Origin of the sequence: Oscillatoria sp. HE19RPO (assembly GCF_024220515.1) — a bacterium.
Classification (GTDB): Bacteria; Cyanobacteriota; Cyanobacteriia; order Cyanobacteriales; family Laspinemataceae; genus Laspinema.
In genome coordinates this window covers 1-18,353 of record NZ_JAMXOT010000354.1, presented here as the reverse complement: position 1 = coordinate 18,353, position 18,353 = coordinate 1, and the positions used below count along the sequence as shown (strand labels likewise).

The following is an 18,353-nucleotide window of genomic DNA, read 5'->3' as shown; positions in this document are numbered from 1 at the left end:
CGCAATGCTTGCGCCCCAGGGCGCAAGCATTGCGCCCCTACATTGACGGGGCTATTCCGTTAGTCACTATGAACGAACGTTTTGGATATTTGATTGTTTGGAGTTCCCTTAGCCTGCGAAGGCAGGCTTTGTCCCTGTAGACCCACCCTTGAGGGTGCGGGTTTTTGCTTACATCTCCGGTTCAGGCGATCGCCATTCCACCCCAGACGCAGAGGCTACATTGTCCAAATCTGGCGAATCCTGGAACACCGTTTCCAGTTGATCCGGACTTAAAGGCGGACGTCTGCCCCCGAAGATATCATGGAGCAACGTATAAAAACAGGGAATAATAAACAAAGTTAGAAACGTCGCTAAGGATAACCCCGAGAATACCACCACCCCCAAGGGTTGTAAAAACTCGGACCCTTCCCCAACCCCTAACGCCAGAGGCAACATTCCCAACACCGTCGTAATCGTGGTCATCAAAATCGGACGCAAGCGTTGGGGTGCCGCTTTCAACATGGCTTGCCTGCGGTTAATCCCGTCTTCTTTATAAATTTGGTTGGCAAATTCCACCATAATAATGGCATTATTCACCACAATTCCCACTAACAGCACCGCCCCGACTAATACCGTCGCCCCCACCGGAGTTTCCGTGACATAAAGTCCGACAATTCCCCCGGCTAAGGCTAAGGGAACCGTTAACATAATCACCAAGGGGTCAACGAGGGAATTGTACTGAACCGCCATCACCACAAACACCAAAAAGGCTGCTAATCCGCCTAACAGTTTCAGGGAGTTTTGTAACTCTTGATTTGTTTGCGCGGAAGAAGAAGGAACCACACTCACTCCCGGGGGAAAATCGATGCCCGCCAGGACTTCTGCAATCTGGTCATTTGCCTGTCCCAGGGTTGCACCTTCGGTCAAAGAACCGGCAATAATATACACCTGACGCTGATTAATTCGTTGAATTTCTCCCGGTGCTTGTCCCCGTTCTACCGTTGCCACATCCTGCAAGCGAATTGACCGAGAATTGCCTACTAATAGGGGTAATTGTTCTAACTGAGTGACCCGTTGGACTACATTATTCGGTAAGGTCACGCGAATATCAACCAGGCGATCGCCCCGTTGGAGTTGAGTGGGAACGGCCCCTTGAATCGCCGTTTGAATCGCCGATCCAATATCATTCACCGACAACCCATATTCGGCGGCCCGCACCCAATCTGGGCGAATTTGTAACTCCGTTTGTGGGGGGTCGGCATCGGGACGAAAACTTGCCAAAGTGACTTGTTCATCTAATGCCGCCAGGACTTCTTCTCCCACTTGTTCCAACGCCCGAACATCGGTCCCTTGTAACGTCACATCCAACTCAGCGCGAACTGGGGAATTTGTCAGAATAATCCCCCGGACACTTTCGGGACTCATTCGCAGGCGAGCATCCACGAGATTGAGCTTTCCAAATTCCTGATTAACGCGGGTAATAAAAGCGTCAATATCTGTACCCGGTTTTAAGGCAATGGTACTCGAACCTCGGAGAGGATTCGGAGAAACACTGGTGCCAAAAAGAAAGCCGCCAGCAGTGGTAAAGGCATTCAGGGTTTCCGGTTGATTCAGTAAAATTTCATCAACCTTGGCCATGATTTGCCGGTTTTGAGCAACAGTTGTATTCGGAGGAAACTGGGCAAATAAGCGAGCTTGTCCTGTATTAATTCGAGGTAAAATTTCCTGGGGAAGTCCTCCAGCTAACCAAAAACTCCCGCCGCCTAAAACGATGATAGCCAGGGCTATAACAACTAATCGCAGGCGTAAAACCAGTTTTAAAATCCATTGATAAAGGCGACTAAATCCATTGAATCCCGCATTAAATAACCGGATTAGAAAAAATTGACTTAATCCGCTGGTATAGGGAATGGCTAATAAGCGGGAGGTCAACATCGGAACGACAGTTAAGGCAATCAGTAAGGAGGAAGCAACGGCAAAACTAATGGTTAAAATGAGTTCGCTAAAAAGGAGCGAAAATAGGCCACCAATCAGTAAGAAAGGTAAGACTGAGACTAAGTTTGTGGTGGTGGAGGCGAGTAAGGCGGACTCAATAGACCGACTGCTGGCTTCCGATTGGGCGAGCGCCTTGGAGGAGGTTAGCCGTTTCTTCTGCTGACTTTTTCCCGGGGTCATCCCCACCCCTTCGGCGATGGTTTCCAACATCACGATCGCATTATCAACCACAATCCCCACCCCCAGGGCCAATCCTCCTAAACTAAACACATTCAGGGAAAGCCCAAAAACTTGCATTAAAGCAATAGAACTCAGGGTTGCCAAGGGAATGGCTAGGACAATAATCACCGTTTGGCGAATCGAACCCAAAAACAGTAACACCGCCAGGGCGGCGAGTCCTGCACCCGTAAACCCGGCCACTGCCACATTAGTAATGGAATTTCTAATAAAAACCGACTCATCTAAAGTCGGATAAATTTCCATATCCGGGGGAATTAACCCGGACTGACGCAACTGTTCGAGTCGCTGTTTGACCCCCTCTACTGCCGTAATCGTATTCGCATCCCCTTGTTTTTGAATGCTCACTTTCACCGCCGGTTCGCCATTCAGAGTGACCAATACTAGCCGTTCAGCAGTACCATCGATGATATCCGCAAAGTCCCGGAGATAGACTCGGCCTTGATTGGGAATTTCAAACGAGAGATTGGCAATTTCATCAGCAGATTCAAATTGTCCCCGGGCGCGAGTTAGGGGTTCTTCACTCCCCCCCGATAAGCGACCCCCGGCCACATCAATATTGCGATCGCGCAACTCATTCAAAACCTGGGTTAACCCCAGTCCATAAGATTGTAATCGCACCGGGTCAATGCGTACTTGAATCTCTTCCGTGATTCCCCCGGAGACTTCTACTGACGCCACACCGGGAACCACTCCTAACTCTCGGGCTAACTCCTCATCGGCAAACACCCGCAACTCCACATCTTGTAGGGACGGGGACTGCAATGCAAACTCATAAACCGGAGACTGAGAAGGGTCTACCTTAAACAATCGCGGGGAGTCCACCGTATCCGGGAGACGTCCTTGGGCGCGGTTAAAGGCAGCAGTTGCCTCATTCAGGGCGAGGTCCACATCCCCCCCGGGTTCAAAGAATAAATCGACACTGACTCGACCTTCCCGGGTTTGGGAGTAAACCTGAACCACCCCTTCCGTGGTACTCAGGGCTTGTTCTAAGGGTTTGGTAATCTCTTCAATGGCGACTTCCGGGGAGATTCCCGGGGAATTCAGGCGCAGTCCAATCCGAGGATAGGTAATCGCGGGAAGCAGATCCACTTGAATCGAGGTGAGGAAGAACACCCCCAGGACGATCGCCGTGGTGGCGAGGGCCAAGGTGCCAATATGCTGGCGAATTGCGGTTGCACTGATGCTGAATCCATTCATATATTCGGGTTCTAACGGTGAACAGTTGGCCCGTGGGGGAGGGATTCACGGACAAATGACAAATGACAAATGACAAGTAAGATGAATCAAGGGTGGCAGATTTCTTTCAGGCGATCGGCTCAATTCCCTAGCATTAGGAACCTCTCCCTAAATCCCTCTCCTAAGAGGAGAGGGACTTTGAAAAGAGCAAACTGCCAGGACTGGCAGTTTAATAAATTTCCTTTAATACCAAATCCGGTTGTTTCAAGTCGATTTTATGGGTTAGCCCGCGCAGGCGGGCTTCGTCCGTATAGCCCCACCCTTTAGGGTGTGGGTTTTTGCTATCACAACAGGATTCCGGTAATACCAAATCCGGTTGTCTCAAGTCGATTTTATGGGTTAGCCCGCGCAGGCGGGCTTCGTCCGTATAGCCCCACCCTTGAGGGTGTGGTTTTTTGCTCACACCCAATTTATTATTCTGACAAGGCACTCAAGCGCACCTCATCCCCGCTTGTCAGGGGGCGACTGCTACGAATCACATAGCGTTCCCCTGGGGAAAGTCCTGAGAGAATTTCCACTTGATTATTCAAGCGTTCCCCAATTTGGACGATTCGCGCTTCTACGGTAGGGGTCCCCTCTCCCTCCTGAAGTACAAAGACGGTATTTTCCTCTTCCCCTTGCAAGGCGTTTTCTGGAATCACGACTCGTTCCGTGGTTTGGGTGTCAAAGGTGACCCGAACCAGCAACCCACTCCCAATCCGACCATCGGGGTTCGGAATGGTCACTTCTACGGGAATTTGGCGCGTTTCTACATTGGAGACTGGAGAAATGCGACTGACTCGACCCTCTACGATTTCCCCGCCCAAGGCATCTAAACTGACCGTAACGGGTTGTCCGACGCGAATTTGAGCTAAGGCGAGTTCGGCCACGGGAACGATCGCCTTCACCTGACTAAAATCGCCCAGTTTTAAGACATCGCCCCCCGGTTGCACGAGGTTTCCGGGTTCCGTCAGGCGATCGAGCACCACGCCGGTAATCGGGGACCGCAAAAAGCTGTATGACCGACGTTCTCGGGCTTGGGCGACTACAGACCGTTGGGCCTTTACCCGTTGTTCGGCACTACTCACGGATTCTTGTTCAATTAGAATCTGTTCTCGGGCCGATCGCACGGTTTGCGCCGCCACTTGGGCTTCGGTTTCCGCCAGTTCTCCCTGTTGACGAGAAACGGCCCCTTCAGCCGCTAAATTGAGGAACCGTTCTGCATCTTTTTGAGCTTGTTGGAGTTCTACCAGGGCTTGATCCAACTGGACTTGGGCATTTCTGACCTCATTGCGGGCGCGGACCACATCGGATTCCCGGGCGGCTAATTCGGCTTCGGCTTCTGAGAGGGAGATTTCTAACAAGGTGCCATCGAGTTGGGCGAGGATTTCGCCTTGTTCAACGCGATCGCCTAGGTCTACGGTCATATCGAGTAAGCGTCCTTCGGTTTGGGCGCGCACAGAAACCTCTCGAAACGGTTCTGTATTGCCGCTATAAACCAAGGGTTCGCGTAAAGTATCTGTGCGAGCGAGGGCCACCTCGACACTGGGAGAACTGGGTCCGCGCTGTCGTTCTCTGGACCCACCCGGGGTGGCGGGTTGACCTTCCGCCTCGCGGTTAAAAATGCTGGGACAGCCGACTAATCCCACGGCGATGACCATGCAGAACAATAGCCGCCCGGTTTTGAAAGACTGCCAGGGCGATCGGTTCCCTGGGTTGCGCTGAATTGAACTATCCCACTGCTGCTGGGACCCTTGACGAATAGATGGGGGAGATTGAGACCGCATAATGATCGGTTAGCAGACCGTAGTTGTTTAAGCCGAAGTTAATTTCAATATCTTAAGGATGCAGAAGAGGGATAAAAATCTGCCCTTTCGACAAAAATGCCGGACTCCTTATAATTTTGACTAGGTTCGCTGAAAAACGGTTCAATCCCCAACCGTTATCCGTTGCTACAATATCAGGAGGACTCCAATATTATTCACGAAAATTCGTTCCAGTTTGACCTGGGCTGCAAATCCATGTCATCCGACCGAGGGCTGAGAATCAATCCATCTACCGTTTTTGTAGCGCTTTTCTTAAAGAACCACTATGTTGCAGACACCGCTTTACAGACTGATCGGGGTGAGTTATCTGGTGTCGTTTTTAATCTTGGGGGCTTCTCAATTGCCCAACAGGGCGATCGCCACGGAACGGAGTGGATGGATTCCCCCTTCCCAGATGACTCAAAATCCCCGAGTAGAAGAAACGAATGCCTGTAACCCGGGGGCGACAACGGATGCCTCTGTCATGGCATTACTACCCCCCAATCAGAGTGAAATTTCAACGGTCCAAGGACTTCCCTCTTTTTTCTTTTACCTTCCGGAAACCTCAGCCCAAACTGCTGAATTGGTCTTGTCCAATGACAGTAATCAAATCCTTTATAAACTCCGATTTGCCATAACTGGAAATCCCGGGATAATTCGCCTGGAACTCCCCGGTTTTATCAACCTAGAACCCTTAGAAATTCAAAAAATCTATGCCTGGTCATTTTCAATTATTTGTAATCCCCTCTCTCCATCCCAGAATCTAACCTTAACCGGGACAGTTGAGCGCCTCCCCCTATCCAGGAATCTGGCGACTCAGTTACAAAATGCCTCTCCCAGCAGTCATCCCCAAATTTATGCTGAAGCAGGATTGTGGATGGATGCCTTCAGCAGTTTAGCTAATGTCAGTCAACTTCCCCTAGAGGATGGTTCTAATCAACAAGAATGGGAAACTCTATTGCAATTGATGGGATTAGAAGCATTGGATGCCTTGGAATCGGAAATGTTTTTGCGCTTTTAAGTCAGGATTGGTCATTTGTCCTTGGTCATTTGTCATTTGGCCAATCACCAATGACTAAGGACTAAGGACAAATGACCAACGACCAACTACCTAGACCGCCTCGGGGGGAAAAAATCAGGCAGGTCCAATCCGGGCCAACTTTGAGGCGGGGTTTCCGGTTGAGGGGGGGGACTCGGCGGTTTGGCAACCCGCGATTGAGGAGGAGGCGTGGGGACTACCCGGGTTTGAGGGAGAGAAACCTGGGGTTCATTGGAAAATCCGGTGGCAATTAAGGTCATTCTCATCTCTCCATGCAGGCGATCGTCAATCACGGCCCCAAAAATAATATTCGCATCCGGATCCACCACGTTATAGACTTCTTCCGCTGCCATATTTACTTCATGTAAGGTGAGGTCCATGCCGCAGGTAATGTTAAATACCACCCCTTTGGCACCGTTAATGGAAGAATCTAAAAAGGGAGAAGACATCGCTGAAAGTGCCGCTTGTCTAGCGCGCGATTGTCCTTCCCCAATTCCGATGCCGAGTAAAGCAGTTCCAGCGCGACTCATCACCGATCGCACGTCGGCAAAATCCACATTCACCACCCCGGGAATCACAATTAAATCGGAAATCCCCTGTACCCCCTGGCGCAAAATATCATCGGCGACGCTAAAGGCATCCTGAACCGGCATATTGTCAGAAATCACGGACAACAATTTCTCATTGGGAACGGCGATCGCTGTATCCAAGCGACTCTGTAATGCCGTAATCGCCTCATCGGCAAGATGACTGCGCCGTTTCCCCTCGAAGACAAAGGGACGAGTCAAGACCCCAATGGTGAGTGCCCCTTGTTGTTTAGCAATTTCCGCGACAATCGGAGTGGCCCCAGTGCCGGTCCCCCCGCCCATGCCTGCGGTAATAAAGACTAAATCACTCCCTTCCATCGCTGCGGCAATTTGACTTCTGGCATCTTCTGCCGCTTTTTGTCCGATGATGGGATTTCCCCCGGTCCCCAAACCTTGAGTGAGTTTCTGCCCGATTTGAATGCGGCGATCGGCACGGCATTGGGCTAAAGCTCTAGCATCGGTGTTGATCCCGACAAATTCTACCCCAGACAGATCGCTGGCAATCATCCGGTTGATGGCATTACACCCGCCACCCCCGACGCCGATTACGGTAATTTTAATGAGACTATCGAGCACGATCTCGTTACTCCTGATTTGATTCTAATTCTAGAGGGGGGTGCGAACGCATCTCCATCTTTTTTACCCAACGATAATAACCCACATCCCCAAAGCTAATCCGAGGGTGGCTAAATGTTGGGGTAGCAGCGATCGCAGGGACTCTTTGGCAATTTTTTGGGTTAACAGAATGCTGAACCCCACCCCAGCAATCAGAGAGGTTCCTTGCAAAAACGCAATCACCGCAGGATGGGCAATCCACACCGGCAACCCTTCCCCACTCAGCCCAAAGGTGGCAAAGGTGACGGGTAAAATTCGTCCCGCTTCTCCCAATCCCAAGCGCAAATAATGGGCTAAACTTCCCCCTAAAACTAAGGGCAAATATCCATAGGCTAATTGGACAAAGGGTTTGGATTTGAAGGTGCGATTCAGTTGGGCAATGACTGCCCCGGCGACTAATACAACTGCCGCAGGAACCCCTAATGCCGCCAGGGACAATCCCAAATGGGGCCAAAATTGGCTTAAATCAATGCCTAATCCGAGGACTGCATTAATTTCGGGTAACCGATGCAGAAAGATTCCCCCTAAAAGTAACAGCAACAAGGCGACTTCATAGCTACGGGGTTGATGAGTGGTCCACAAATCAATTCCCGGCGGTCGTAAGTTGAATTCAACGGACCGATGGGGACAGGCTTTTAAACAGGTCATGCATAAGACACAATCCCGGTTATCTTCTAATTGGGCGGGATGAGAATAGAGAGGACAGCCATTGGTTTCCAGTCCTTCCCCTTTTTGGGGACCGCCTTTATAACATTGATAGGTGGTGCATTCGGCGGAACAGGTTCCCTGTTGTGCTCTGAGTTCGGTCATGGAAAGTTTGGCAAACAGTCCATTCATGCCGCCAATGGGACAGAGATATCGACACCAAAACCTCCGTTCAAAGATGGCGGAACAAATCATTGCCCCGGCGGTGATTAAGAGGAGTAACCAGGCGGAGAGATAGGCGGTATTTTCTAAATCCCAGAGTTCTTCCCAGAGGAAAATTAGGGTAAATAAGCCAAACAAAAACCAGCCGCCCCATTGTTCTGCTTGCTGTCGGGGCCAGGGTTTGAGGTTGTGTTTTAATAATTTTTCGGAGATTTTTTGGGTGATTTCTCCATAAATCATAAAGGGACAAACTGCACACCACAAGCGACCAACAAAGGGAAAGGCGAATAAGATTAACGGCCACCACCAGGCCCAAAAGAAGTTGAGGGCAAAGTTTTGATCGCGGGTTTGGGGACCGAGAAATAAGATGGCAACGACTAGGGCAAAGGCAACGACGGTAAAGCCGTAATTAATGCGATCGGGCCACCAAGGACTGCGTAGAAAATGGCGCAATTTAGGATAAGCATTGAGTAAATTGAACCGAAATCGCTTTTTCTTCCCTTGGGCGGCCCAGAAAATTTCTTCGGTTAATTCTCGGGCGCAATCTGACTGGACGATCGCCCGTTCTACTAAGTTTTGCAATTCCCGAATATTGCCGGGAAAATCATAAGATTGCAGACGACGGAGGGCTTCGGGGGTGAGTTTAGGTCTGGTCAGCCCTTTGGCGCGACAGTACAAGCTAATATAATAATCAACTTGAGCGGCAATGTCGGCTTTTCGGACGCGCAGGGGAGGCACTTTGAGGGTTTCGTCCAGATTCGGGGCGATCGCCGGAAGATGTTTCTCTGAGATGGCTAGAATTTTGGCCGGGGTGGATTTAGGGGTGGCGGGAGTCTCTCCTTCTCGGGTGACGGGGGTATAGGTTGAGGTTTTTAACAGGGTGGCGATCGCCTCCACCAGTTCCTCCGGCAGTTCATCAATGTTGTTTAAAACCAGGGTTCCTTCCCCCAACCATTCGAGGATTCCCGGTTTCCCTCCCGCCCGTCCAAACAGTTCTGCCCCCCCTTTTTGGAGAATCCCACAGTCGATTTTGACAATGGATTCCCGACGGTGAGGGGAACCGTAGTGAATCAGGGCGGCAATATTATCTTTTTCTAATCCCGGTTCTCCGAAAATATAGACCGATCGCCTGTCAGAACCCGCCTCTCTAATCTGCTGTCTCAGACGTTTGGCATAGCGACTTCTCCCGACAATTCCCCGTTTTGCTTTGGTGACTAAATAGGGGCGTAAATCATCTTGTCGTTGTTGTTCATACGTTAACGCATTTGACACTTCGGCCAGTTCTTGGGCGAGTTGTCGGGTCAGGGTTTGGGTAATTTCTGGGTATTGCTGAACTAACTCTTGAACTCGTTCCCCTGGGACAAACCAGAGTTTAGATTCGGTGACGGTGGAAATCGTCTGTTCTGGGGGTTGGTCTAACAGTAATTCTCGGAGGTTAATCGTACAACCGGGATTGAATTCATCTGGGGAACGGGGGGGAGTTTTGAGGGAAGTCTGTAACGTTCCTTCTCGGAGGATGTAGAATCCGTTGGGAGTTTTTCCGGGTTCGGCGATCGCCTGGTTTGCCGGTAAGATTTGTTCTTGGATGACCTCGGCGATCGCTGTTAAAACGGATTCGGATAAACGACTCAATGCCGTTCGTTCCTGCAACCAAGTTACTAGATTAATTTTTGCCATAATCACTCTTGATTTGTGCACCATATTGTTTGATTTTAGTCCCTTCCCTACTCCCTACAGATTTTTATCTCTATTGATGGGGGAAGTTTCTTAAGTCTTGAGCAATTTAACTTCAATAAACTGCCAATTTTCGGGTTATCAATGGGTGGAGTGGGGATGACCTATCTGGCATCAATCTCCCCCGCACATCGGTTCATTCTTGAACAGCCTAGTCTAATGGTGGCTTTCTTTGCGGGAATTTTATAGAACAAGCCGGTTTGTCTTCTCGCTACTAAACTCGCATTTTAGGATGGGGTTACAGACTGAGGTAAAATACCTTGATCTCTAGTCTAAATCATGGGGGTCGTTTTGAGTTGAGGATTGACCCCTAATTTGATTTTTAAAAAAGTACCCTATAATTCTCTCAATAATAGAGGACTGCTGGATTACTGTAAGCTGGCGATCGCCGCCATCAAGTCCTGGGGTTTGTCAATGGCTAAATCTGGGTTATGTTTAGCTAAAACGGCTTTAGAATTAAATCCCCAACTCACGGCGATTACTTTAATTTTAACTTTTTTTGCAGCTTCTATATCTCGGGTTTCATCTCCCACATAAATCACTTCTTCCGAGGAAACACCTTCTTTTTTTAAAAATCTTTTAATAGCTTTGTTTTTCCCAAACAACGTAGAGCCTGCATGAATAAACTTAAAAAGTTTGGTCATATCATTTCTCTCCAAAAATCCTTTGACATTTTCTAGGGAGTTAGAAGTAACAATTCCCAGTTGATGCTCTTTACTATTTAAAAGCTCCAAAGCTTCTACAATGCCTGGTATAGGCTTTAAGTTTTGAATTTCATGATTTAATTCAAGTTTTACCATTTGCAATAAAAAGGGTACTTTAAAAATAGGAATTCCCGAGGTTTTAATAATTTGCATTGAATTCATGTTTCTCATATATTCGACCTCTTCTAGGGTGGGTTTTTTATATCCAAATTCTCCAGCCAATCGATTGGTAATTTTTACAATAGAATCTAGGGTATCCGCAATCGTTCCATCAAAATCAAACAAAATTATTCTAACCGTCATCGATTTCCTCTATCATCTTTATACAATCTACATCCCCCAATTGACCCGGAAAGACCCTCCCCTCGGGTCACAGAGGGCGACTTAACCCATGAAAAATTCTGAATCTTGACTGGTTCATCTCCTAAGTTGCCCGGACTCCAACCGGAAAGATTCAACCCTTGTCTCTCCCATTCCGAAACACTCACTACCCCTACAGAAGAAAATCATCGGGGGTGGCATTGCAACGGGCATCGAACACTAGCCGGCTTTCTCCCTTCATTTTAATTTTACGTTAGATAATGTCCCCAACTAACAATCGGGAAAACTTGTCCCAAAATCAACCGAAAGACAGATGCCGATCAAGACTTCAGGAGTTCAATCTCGGTACTTCTGCCTTCGGACACTCAATTGGGGGTCACCCCCTGCCCCTTAGAACCGGAGTTAGTCCGCTGTGTAACCTTCAGAAATTGAGGGTTCCCTGACAACCCTTGCCATTTTAAAAATTTTGTACATAATAGGGAAAAGCGTTGTCATTTCTTTTAAAAAATTGCTGATGAAACCCAAGCACGTTTTAGCCGGAATTCTTTCGACTGCAGCTATTGCCACTGGAATTTTAATCACCGCTGAGGCACAGGCATTGGGCTGTCCCTTCGCTAAAGGATTGGGTCAATCGACTCAAAACCTCTCCAATCCTACAGGAACGACGAAAGCCGCTTTTCTAGGCGGGGCAGTATTGGCAGCCGGTGCTAGTATTTTGGCAATCCGTCGTCTGGCAGGCGATCGCAGTCCCGAACATCCCGAATTTTCCTCAACGGATGAGTTGATTCCCGCCTCAGAGGTTTTCCCCACGGAAGTTGCTGAACCCCAGGCATCGGTTGTGGAAGAAAAAGAAGTCACCTTAGTCCGCTAATACCAGTCCAACCGGGTTCTCCTTGAAACTAATCCATCGATTTGGATTCCCCATAAGTTTTGAGGAGTCAACCCGGTTACATAAAACTGCATCGTTAAATGTCATTGGTGTAACCTTCTTCATGATCGAACAAATTTTTTTTAATACTCTATAATAGAAAGACTAATACTAAGCGTAAAATTTTATACAGACTTCGGTCAGAGTAGGGTGGGCAATGCCCACCCTACAATTGCTTCACGATCAAACGAAGTTTATTTTTTTAATACTCTATAATAGAAAAACTAATACTAAGCATCAAATTTTATGCAGACTTCGGTCAGTCGGTTGAGTGCTATAGTTTTCGGTGGGCTGTTAGTGCTATTTACAGGCGGCTGTGTTACGAAGGTTGAACCCAATCAACCGGGAATTGATGCGGGAATTCCCGATGGCAAACCCCCCAACTCCGCCCAAGCGGCATCCCCTCAAGAAATTGTGCAATCCAACGTGGTGCGATCACTTCCCGGTGGATTAGATACAGTCCCCATGTTTAATAGTAACAGCCCCGAATGGGTCAAAGTTGAAGGCATTTTACTCTCCACCTTCCCCCCAGAAGGCAAACAAGTCCCTGCCGCCCATCTCAACTTTGCCTTTAACGACAAATTTGAACTATTTGCTCACCATTTTACCCATACTCCCCCCAATTTACAAACCCTCTATATCGGAATTCTAGTCAACAATCCCGGCCCGGAACCTGTTACAATAACCGTCCCAGAAGGCGCAAGTTATTTATTAGAACCTGATGCTCCTTTCAAGGAAAAACCCGCCATGAGTGAAAATCCCAATGGGGAGATTTATTCAGGACCGGGAATTCGCGCCGTCGATAATGTATTGCGGGGAATCAGACAAGCAGATTTACCGGAAACCTTAGTCATTCCCCCAGGAGAAAATCGGATGTTAATGAATCATCCGATTCCCGTCAAAGGCTTAGAAAAACCGATTAATGGTCGTTCTACCTTTCTGCGATTACAGAGTAATGGTCCGGTGTATTTAGCTTCCTTAGCCCTCTATGCTAAGACGGATGCCAATGGCAGCGAACGCGCACCCAATTTAGAAGAATGGCAGCAACTTTTAACGGCTGGAAATCTAGCATTACCCCGAGATAAAACCCCCAGTCCCCCGGAACAAGTTAGCGGCCAACTGATTTATAGTCGGGTCGCCGGAGTTCAGGAAGGGTCAAAATGGGAGGCAAATTTAGTGGATCAAGGGAGTGAGTATTTAGCACTTCCTGAACCAGAAAAAGCCGTTTCTTATGTGATTAGTACCTTACGCGCTGGGACATTAGGAACAGGTCAAAGTCAAGCAGCAAAACTGTTAGTTCGGTATCCGGATACGGCATACGAATCCCATGCGAACTATGGCGTGCATTATGATTTAACTTTACCTTTGCGAAACGAGAGCGATCGCCTGCAACAGGTAGCAGTTACCCTGGAAACCCCGATGAAAGAGGAACGCTTATCCAAAGGCGGATTAATCTTTCGTCAACCTCCTTGGGATTATCCCTTTTTCCGCTCAACGGTGCGCTTACGGTACACCGATGATAATGGAGAAAACATCACCCGTTACCTGCATTTATGGCATCGTCGGGGACAGCTTCTTGACCCATTAGTAACTTTGAATTTAGCCCCGAATGAGGTGCGATCGGTCCAGGTTGATTTTCTCTATCCTCCGGATTCAGTGCCGCCTCAAGTCTTGACTGTGAGGACATTAGAATAAGTTGAAAATTTTAGCTGTAAATACTACCATTAAAGGGGGTCTTCTTTGATTTAAGAGAACAATTTTACTGCCTAATTTTACGGCAGTATTAAAGAAACGACTGAAGTCGTTACTACGAACCATAAAAAAAGCCCACTTGAGCGGGCTTTTTTTTAACGACTTCAGTCGTTACTACGAACGATTAGTCCCACCTTTCAGGGTGGGGGGCTAATTTAATCCAATTTTAAGTTACAAAGAAACGACAACGCCAGGGCTTTCATTGGCCATGCGGTCTACACTACAAACCGCATAACTTCCCGGTTGTAATCCGGTGATGGAATTGCTACCGGAATTCAGCACTTTGACCAGTTGCCATTGATTGCTGTTGAGACGATAAACGGTCCAGTAGCGAACATCATTGTTCCCCGAATTCCAGGCGATCGCATTCTCACCCGCAAAGACACCCGTTGGCGCTGCCGGTGGAACTGCATCTAACCAAGGCATCGTGGGAGGCAGGGCCTGAGAGGGATAGACCGCTGCTCTAAAACGCTCGTTGATTCCTAACCAATTTTCATTAAACACTTTCATGCTAAAGAAAATATTGCCTAGGGACAGTTTATCTACTTCTTGGCGAGAAATTTCTACCTGCCGTTCAAACTCAGAAATCGGCCAACCACTGCCATCGAGTTTGCTCAGATAGTTTCCGGCGTAAATATGACGACGCAGGGGATTATTTTGACTCCACCAGTCTAATAAGACGGGATAGCTTTGTTGGGGTGGGTCAATCCGCCAATAGAGTTGAGGGGCCAAATAATCTAACCATCCTTCATCGAGCCATTTTTTGACATCGGCATAGAGTCCATCAAATTGGTCAAATCCGACAATTCCCTGGGCTTTTCCAGGACGATAAATTCCAAAGGGGCTAATCCCAAATTTAACGTAGGGTTTTTCGGTTTTGATGCCGTTCCAAATCCGTTCGATCGCATCATTGACGTTTTTTCTGCGCCAATCGGCCAGTCCAAGGGTTCCGCCGCTGCTTTGATAGGCGGCATAGGTCGCATTATCGGGGAAGCGCACCCCTTCTTGGGGATAGGGGTAGAAATAGTCATCAATATGAATGCCATCGACATCATAGCGACGGACCACATCCATAATCACGTTATAAGCCCGGTCTTGGACCTCTTTAGCCCCGGGGTCCATCCAGAGTAAATCCCCATATTGATAGGCATATTGGGGAAACATGGAGGCCATATGGTTGGCAGTCAGGGCATATTTTTCTCCGGGCATTTTAGCGCGGTAAGGGTTAAACCAAGCATGAAGCTCGATATTGCGCTTGTGACTTTCGGCGATCGCAAACTCCAGGGGGTCATAAAAAGGTTGGGGCGCTTGTCCCTGGGTTCCGGTCAGCCATCCACTCCAAGGCTCAATTTGCGACGCATAAAAGGCATCTCCATTGGGGCGAATTTGCAGGACCAGAGCATTCAAATTTAAAGATTGCATCTGGTCCAGGATTTGCACCAGTTCCGCTTTTTGCTGCTCTACGGACAGGGTGTTGGCGGAGGGCCAATCAATGTTAGCCACCGATGCCACCCAGGCCCCGCGAAATTCTCGCTGATGGCCGACGCTGACGAGTTTTTGCACCTGATTATCAGCTTGGAGTGGAAATGGAAGTTGGGTCATTTCAGGGGAGTTCTGCTCAACGCCAGGGTTGTTGATGGGTGCAGGGACTGCCGTGGGGGGGGCAACCGCAGGCGGCATCACCGGGCGCGGATACTGCGCGGTCCCCGGTGGAACGTTGAGCAATAACAAGAGTAAACAACCCCAGACTGCAAACTGAATTTTGAGTGGATTTCCCGTGAAAAAAGTCCGCACGATGCGCTGATATAGGGACCACAGGTTGGTTAATAACTGGCCTGTTGCACCCCTGCGGCGCTTCGGTTGTCTGGGCTGGAAAATTCGCAATACTAAGCGCATCAATTTCATCTTTAAATCTATCCCGCTGGATACCCCGCGTTGCATCAACAATCTTAATAACGTTAGCGTAGATTGGGAATTCCATCATCCCGGGTTCTACTCTAAATTTTGAGGGCGTCGAGATGCTGACCGAACCGGCTGGGGAGCAGTTCCAGGGGTTGCTTACCGTTCCCCGGGTGGTATGGCGATCGCCCACAGAATCCAGTGATTCTCTCTAGAAATCGCGATTCTCCAGGTTCGGTGGCATTCTCGTCTGGATTAGCAATACGCCAGAGCAGTCGGTCTATCCAGATCTTTTCAGAGAATTGACAGCCTTGAAAACTTAAACCGTTTCCGGCTTTTTGGCCTGTGGGGGATGATAACTGGGCCTCATTCGGGGGCTGCTTTCCAGTTTCCGGTGATGCAGATCACAACCAAGAGCTGATCCGGTCCTCAGTTGCCCTGGGCTTTAAATCACCGCCCATTTTGACGATTATCACGAGCTACCCACCCTTGCGATCGCTGTAAAAGCTGGAATTTCAGGAGATATTAAAAGAGTAGATTTTAACCCCACCTCACCATGCAAGTCCCCACCCTTTACTCCACCTCCCTGATTGCTGAAGTTTTCGGTCAAGCCTGGAATGCCGGTTCCCTAACGGTCAATCAACGGGAAGGTTTGATGGTTGCCCTTTTAGAAAATACCCTCAATTCTGAAGACTATGCGGCGATCGACCGTCTACTACACGCCGTGCGCCGGGGATGGATTAAAATCACCGAGTAATCAACCCAGCCCTAGACCTTTGCTCCCCTGATGCTTTCTAAAAACCAATCAAAATTTAAGCCCTAACTCTCTTGATCTCTCGATTCAAACATTAAATTCCCTCATCAATTCAACTTTAAATTCCTTCTTAAATCAACAATTTAGTGAGATATTTGGGTTCTAACTACACGAGTTTCGTGTAGTTTTTTTTAAAGTTCAGGGTTCAAGCGACCAATGACAAAGGACCAATGACCAATGACCAATCACCCTAGCTCAATCGAGCGGTGCATTCTAAAATTAAGCGTTGATTAATCAGGGCAAAAGGCTGAATAGCGAGGGCTTGTTGGAATGCCTGAATCGCTTCTCGGTACTTTCCGAGGGTGGCATAACACAATCCCAGTCCATGTAGCGCTCCAAAATGAACCGGATTGAGTTCGATCGCCACACGGCAATCCTCTATGGCTTTGTAATAATCACCCGTACTGTAATACAAAACCGCTCGTCGATTCCAGGCTTCGGCAAAATCCGGCTGATCTTCAATCAGTTCCGTCAGGACCGCCTCTGCCTCTTTCAAATTCCCGCGATCGAGCAGCACTTGAGCTCGCTGGAGAAAGTCCAACCCATAGACGCCTTTTTGGTGGAACCAGATTCGCCAAAGCTCTTGAGTGGCTCGCTCGCGCACTCTCTGCGTTGGGTTTTTCAGGTCTTCCAGTAACGGTTCTATTGAGGATCTATCCATAAAAGCTGCGCTCAAAGCACTGAAGGTGGACGAGCAGAGGCTCATTTCTATTATGCCGCCTCGGGTTACCTGCTTTGAATGCCAGAAATCGATCGCGGCGATCGCCAAGGATGCTTCCCCTAGACGGGAACCTCACGCCAGTTGCCGCGCCAAAATACGATCGCCCGGATCATCGCCCGGATCATCCAATCACAGGTGGACGCGATCCATACTCCCACTAATCCCCAATTCAACACAAATGCAAAGGTATAGGTAGCCAACAATCGTACCCCAAACCAGCCGATCGCCGAGACATAAAAAGCCGTTTTCGTATTTCCAGCACCTCGGAGTGCTTGCTCGATCGCCATACTCATCGCCATAAACGGTTGCGCCACTGCGGCGATATATAAACAAGGCACCGCTGCTGCAATAATTGCTGCATCTTTGGAAAAAATCCCCAACAATACCCCGGGAATTCCCAAAAATAACAGGCTACCCAGACTCAAACAGCAAACGGCTAATCCGGTGGCAATGATGCTGCTGGTGGTGGCTTGATTCGGTCGATTGGCCCCCAATTCTTGGGCAATGATCGCCGCTGTGGCAATGCCAAATCCTTCGGCGATGTAGTAGCAGATTTCCTCAATTCCCAAGGTAATCTCATAAGCTGCCATTGCCTCGGTTCCCAAGGTGGCGATCGCGACACTAAATCCCAAATACCCTAAGCTGCGAAACAGGCGTTCGTTGAAACTGGGGACTGAGACACGGAATAATCGCCGCAAGGCTGGCAGTTCCCCTCCGCGAGCCCGTAAGCTTAAGCGCGCAGTCCCCCGATACAAAATTATCCCTAAAATCACAGTGTTAATTGCTATTGCGGTGACACTGGCGATCGCTGCACCGGCTATTCCCAACTCGGGTGCACCCCAATTGCCAAAAATTAGACAGTAGTTGAGCAAAATATTGACCCCATTGGCAATCAGTCCCACGAGAAAGGGGATTTGAGTATTCCCCGATGCTTGCAATGCGGCAGCAGCAACAATGGAGAGCAATTGCAGAGGCATTCCCAGGAAGATAATCTGGAGGTAATCTTGAGCCGCTTGTTGAACTTGTGGGGTGCTATAGAGACACCAATGCAGGGGACCACTAAGGGAACTCCAAAAAATAAAATCTCCAAAACGTTCGTTCGTAGTGAATGCTCAACGAAGTCAATGTAGGGGCGCAA

13 protein-coding genes are annotated in these 18,353 nt (G+C 48.7%); 4 read left to right on the top strand and 9 right to left on the bottom strand.

Annotation, left to right across the window (positions count from 1 at the left end; all coding sequences use genetic code 11):
* Positions 1-168 precede the first annotated feature (168 nt).
* From NG833_RS26305 to NG833_RS26295, 3 genes are all read right to left on the bottom strand, one after another.
* Entirely contained in the window at positions 169-3,411 is a 3,243-nt protein-coding gene (locus NG833_RS26305; RefSeq protein WP_254568235.1) for an efflux RND transporter permease subunit, read from the bottom strand.
* 208 nt (positions 3,412-3,619) lie between these two features.
* Positions 3,620-3,853 carry a hypothetical protein gene (locus NG833_RS26300; RefSeq protein ID WP_254568234.1) on the bottom strand — a complete coding sequence of 78 codons (234 nt, stop codon included), beginning with the start codon at positions 3,851-3,853 and terminating at the stop codon, positions 3,620-3,622.
* Positions 3,854-3,863: 10 nt separating this feature from the next.
* Entirely contained in the window at positions 3,864-5,216 is a 1,353-nt protein-coding gene (locus NG833_RS26295) for an efflux RND transporter periplasmic adaptor subunit (RefSeq protein ID WP_254568233.1), read from the bottom strand.
* A 304-nt stretch (positions 5,217-5,520) separates the two neighbouring features.
* Here NG833_RS26295 and NG833_RS26290 point away from each other — a divergent pair, with 304 nt between their 5' ends.
* Positions 5,521-6,255 carry a DUF928 domain-containing protein gene (locus NG833_RS26290; protein WP_254568232.1) on the top strand — a complete coding sequence of 245 codons (735 nt, stop codon included), beginning with the start codon at positions 5,521-5,523 and terminating at the stop codon, positions 6,253-6,255.
* Positions 6,256-6,341: 86 nt separating this feature from the next.
* Here the strand turns inward: NG833_RS26290 and ftsZ are convergent, their stop codons facing one another.
* The 3 genes from ftsZ to NG833_RS26275 all read right to left on the bottom strand — a co-directional run bounded on the left by ftsZ (position 6,342) and on the right by NG833_RS26275 (position 11,083).
* A complete protein-coding gene (gene ftsZ / locus NG833_RS26285; RefSeq protein WP_254568237.1) occupies positions 6,342-7,454 on the bottom strand; it encodes a cell division protein FtsZ in 1,113 nt (370 codons plus the stop codon).
* A 45-nt stretch (positions 7,455-7,499) separates the two neighbouring features.
* Positions 7,500-10,019 carry a sigma 54-interacting transcriptional regulator gene (locus NG833_RS26280; RefSeq protein ID WP_254568231.1) on the bottom strand — a complete coding sequence of 840 codons (2,520 nt, stop codon included), beginning with the start codon at positions 10,017-10,019 and terminating at the stop codon, positions 7,500-7,502.
* Positions 10,020-10,444: 425 nt separating this feature from the next.
* Entirely contained in the window at positions 10,445-11,083 is a 639-nt protein-coding gene (locus NG833_RS26275; protein ID WP_254568230.1) for an HAD-IA family hydrolase, read from the bottom strand.
* 532 nt (positions 11,084-11,615) lie between these two features.
* On the opposite strand from NG833_RS26275, the gene NG833_RS26270 reads away from it, so the two are divergent.
* Positions 11,616-11,972 carry a hypothetical protein gene (locus NG833_RS26270; RefSeq protein ID WP_254568229.1) on the top strand — a complete coding sequence of 119 codons (357 nt, stop codon included), beginning with the start codon at positions 11,616-11,618 and terminating at the stop codon, positions 11,970-11,972.
* Positions 11,973-12,275: 303 nt separating this feature from the next.
* Positions 12,276-13,724, top strand: a complete 1,449-nt coding sequence (locus NG833_RS26265) for a DUF3370 domain-containing protein (protein WP_254568228.1) — start codon at positions 12,276-12,278, stop codon at positions 13,722-13,724.
* A gap of 228 nt (positions 13,725-13,952) precedes the next feature.
* Here NG833_RS26265 and NG833_RS26260 read toward each other — a convergent pair whose 3' ends face one another.
* Complete coding sequence (locus tag NG833_RS26260; RefSeq protein WP_254568227.1) at positions 13,953-15,686, bottom strand: glycoside hydrolase family 10 protein; 1,734 nt, start codon at positions 15,684-15,686, stop codon at positions 13,953-13,955.
* A gap of 550 nt (positions 15,687-16,236) precedes the next feature.
* Between NG833_RS26260 and NG833_RS26255 the strand changes: the two genes are divergently transcribed.
* Entirely contained in the window at positions 16,237-16,437 is a 201-nt protein-coding gene (locus NG833_RS26255; RefSeq protein WP_254568226.1) for a hypothetical protein, read from the top strand.
* A gap of 247 nt (positions 16,438-16,684) precedes the next feature.
* Here the strand turns inward: NG833_RS26255 and NG833_RS26250 are convergent, their stop codons facing one another.
* A complete protein-coding gene (locus NG833_RS26250; RefSeq protein WP_254568225.1) occupies positions 16,685-17,155 on the bottom strand; it encodes a tetratricopeptide repeat protein in 471 nt (156 codons plus the stop codon).
* Between the two features lie 119 nt (positions 17,156-17,274).
* Positions 17,275-18,267, bottom strand: a complete 993-nt coding sequence (locus NG833_RS26245; RefSeq protein ID WP_254568236.1) for an MATE family efflux transporter — start codon at positions 18,265-18,267, stop codon at positions 17,275-17,277.
* Positions 18,268-18,353 lie beyond the last annotated feature (86 nt).

Excerpts from the sequence above, each read along its gene's own strand:
- NG833_RS26305 (WP_254568235.1), bottom strand. The coding sequence starts at position 3,411 with ATGAATGGATTCAGCATCAGTGCAACCGCAATTCGCCAGCATATTGGC.
- NG833_RS26295 (WP_254568233.1), bottom strand. The coding sequence starts at position 5,216 with ATGCGGTCTCAATCTCCCCCATCTATTCGTCAAGGGTCCCAGCAGCAG.
- NG833_RS26290 (WP_254568232.1), top strand. The coding sequence starts at position 5,521 with ATGTTGCAGACACCGCTTTACAGACTGATCGGGGTGAGTTATCTGGTG.
- NG833_RS26280 (WP_254568231.1), bottom strand. The coding sequence starts at position 10,019 with ATGGCAAAAATTAATCTAGTAACTTGGTTGCAGGAACGAACGGCATTG.
- NG833_RS26275 (WP_254568230.1), bottom strand. The coding sequence starts at position 11,083 with ATGACGGTTAGAATAATTTTGTTTGATTTTGATGGAACGATTGCGGAT.
- NG833_RS26270 (WP_254568229.1), top strand. The coding sequence starts at position 11,616 with ATGAAACCCAAGCACGTTTTAGCCGGAATTCTTTCGACTGCAGCTATT.
- NG833_RS26265 (WP_254568228.1), top strand. The coding sequence starts at position 12,276 with ATGCAGACTTCGGTCAGTCGGTTGAGTGCTATAGTTTTCGGTGGGCTG.
- NG833_RS26260 (WP_254568227.1), bottom strand. The coding sequence starts at position 15,686 with ATGAAATTGATGCGCTTAGTATTGCGAATTTTCCAGCCCAGACAACCG.
- NG833_RS26255 (WP_254568226.1), top strand. The coding sequence starts at position 16,237 with ATGCAAGTCCCCACCCTTTACTCCACCTCCCTGATTGCTGAAGTTTTC.
- NG833_RS26250 (WP_254568225.1), bottom strand. The coding sequence starts at position 17,155 with ATGGATAGATCCTCAATAGAACCGTTACTGGAAGACCTGAAAAACCCA.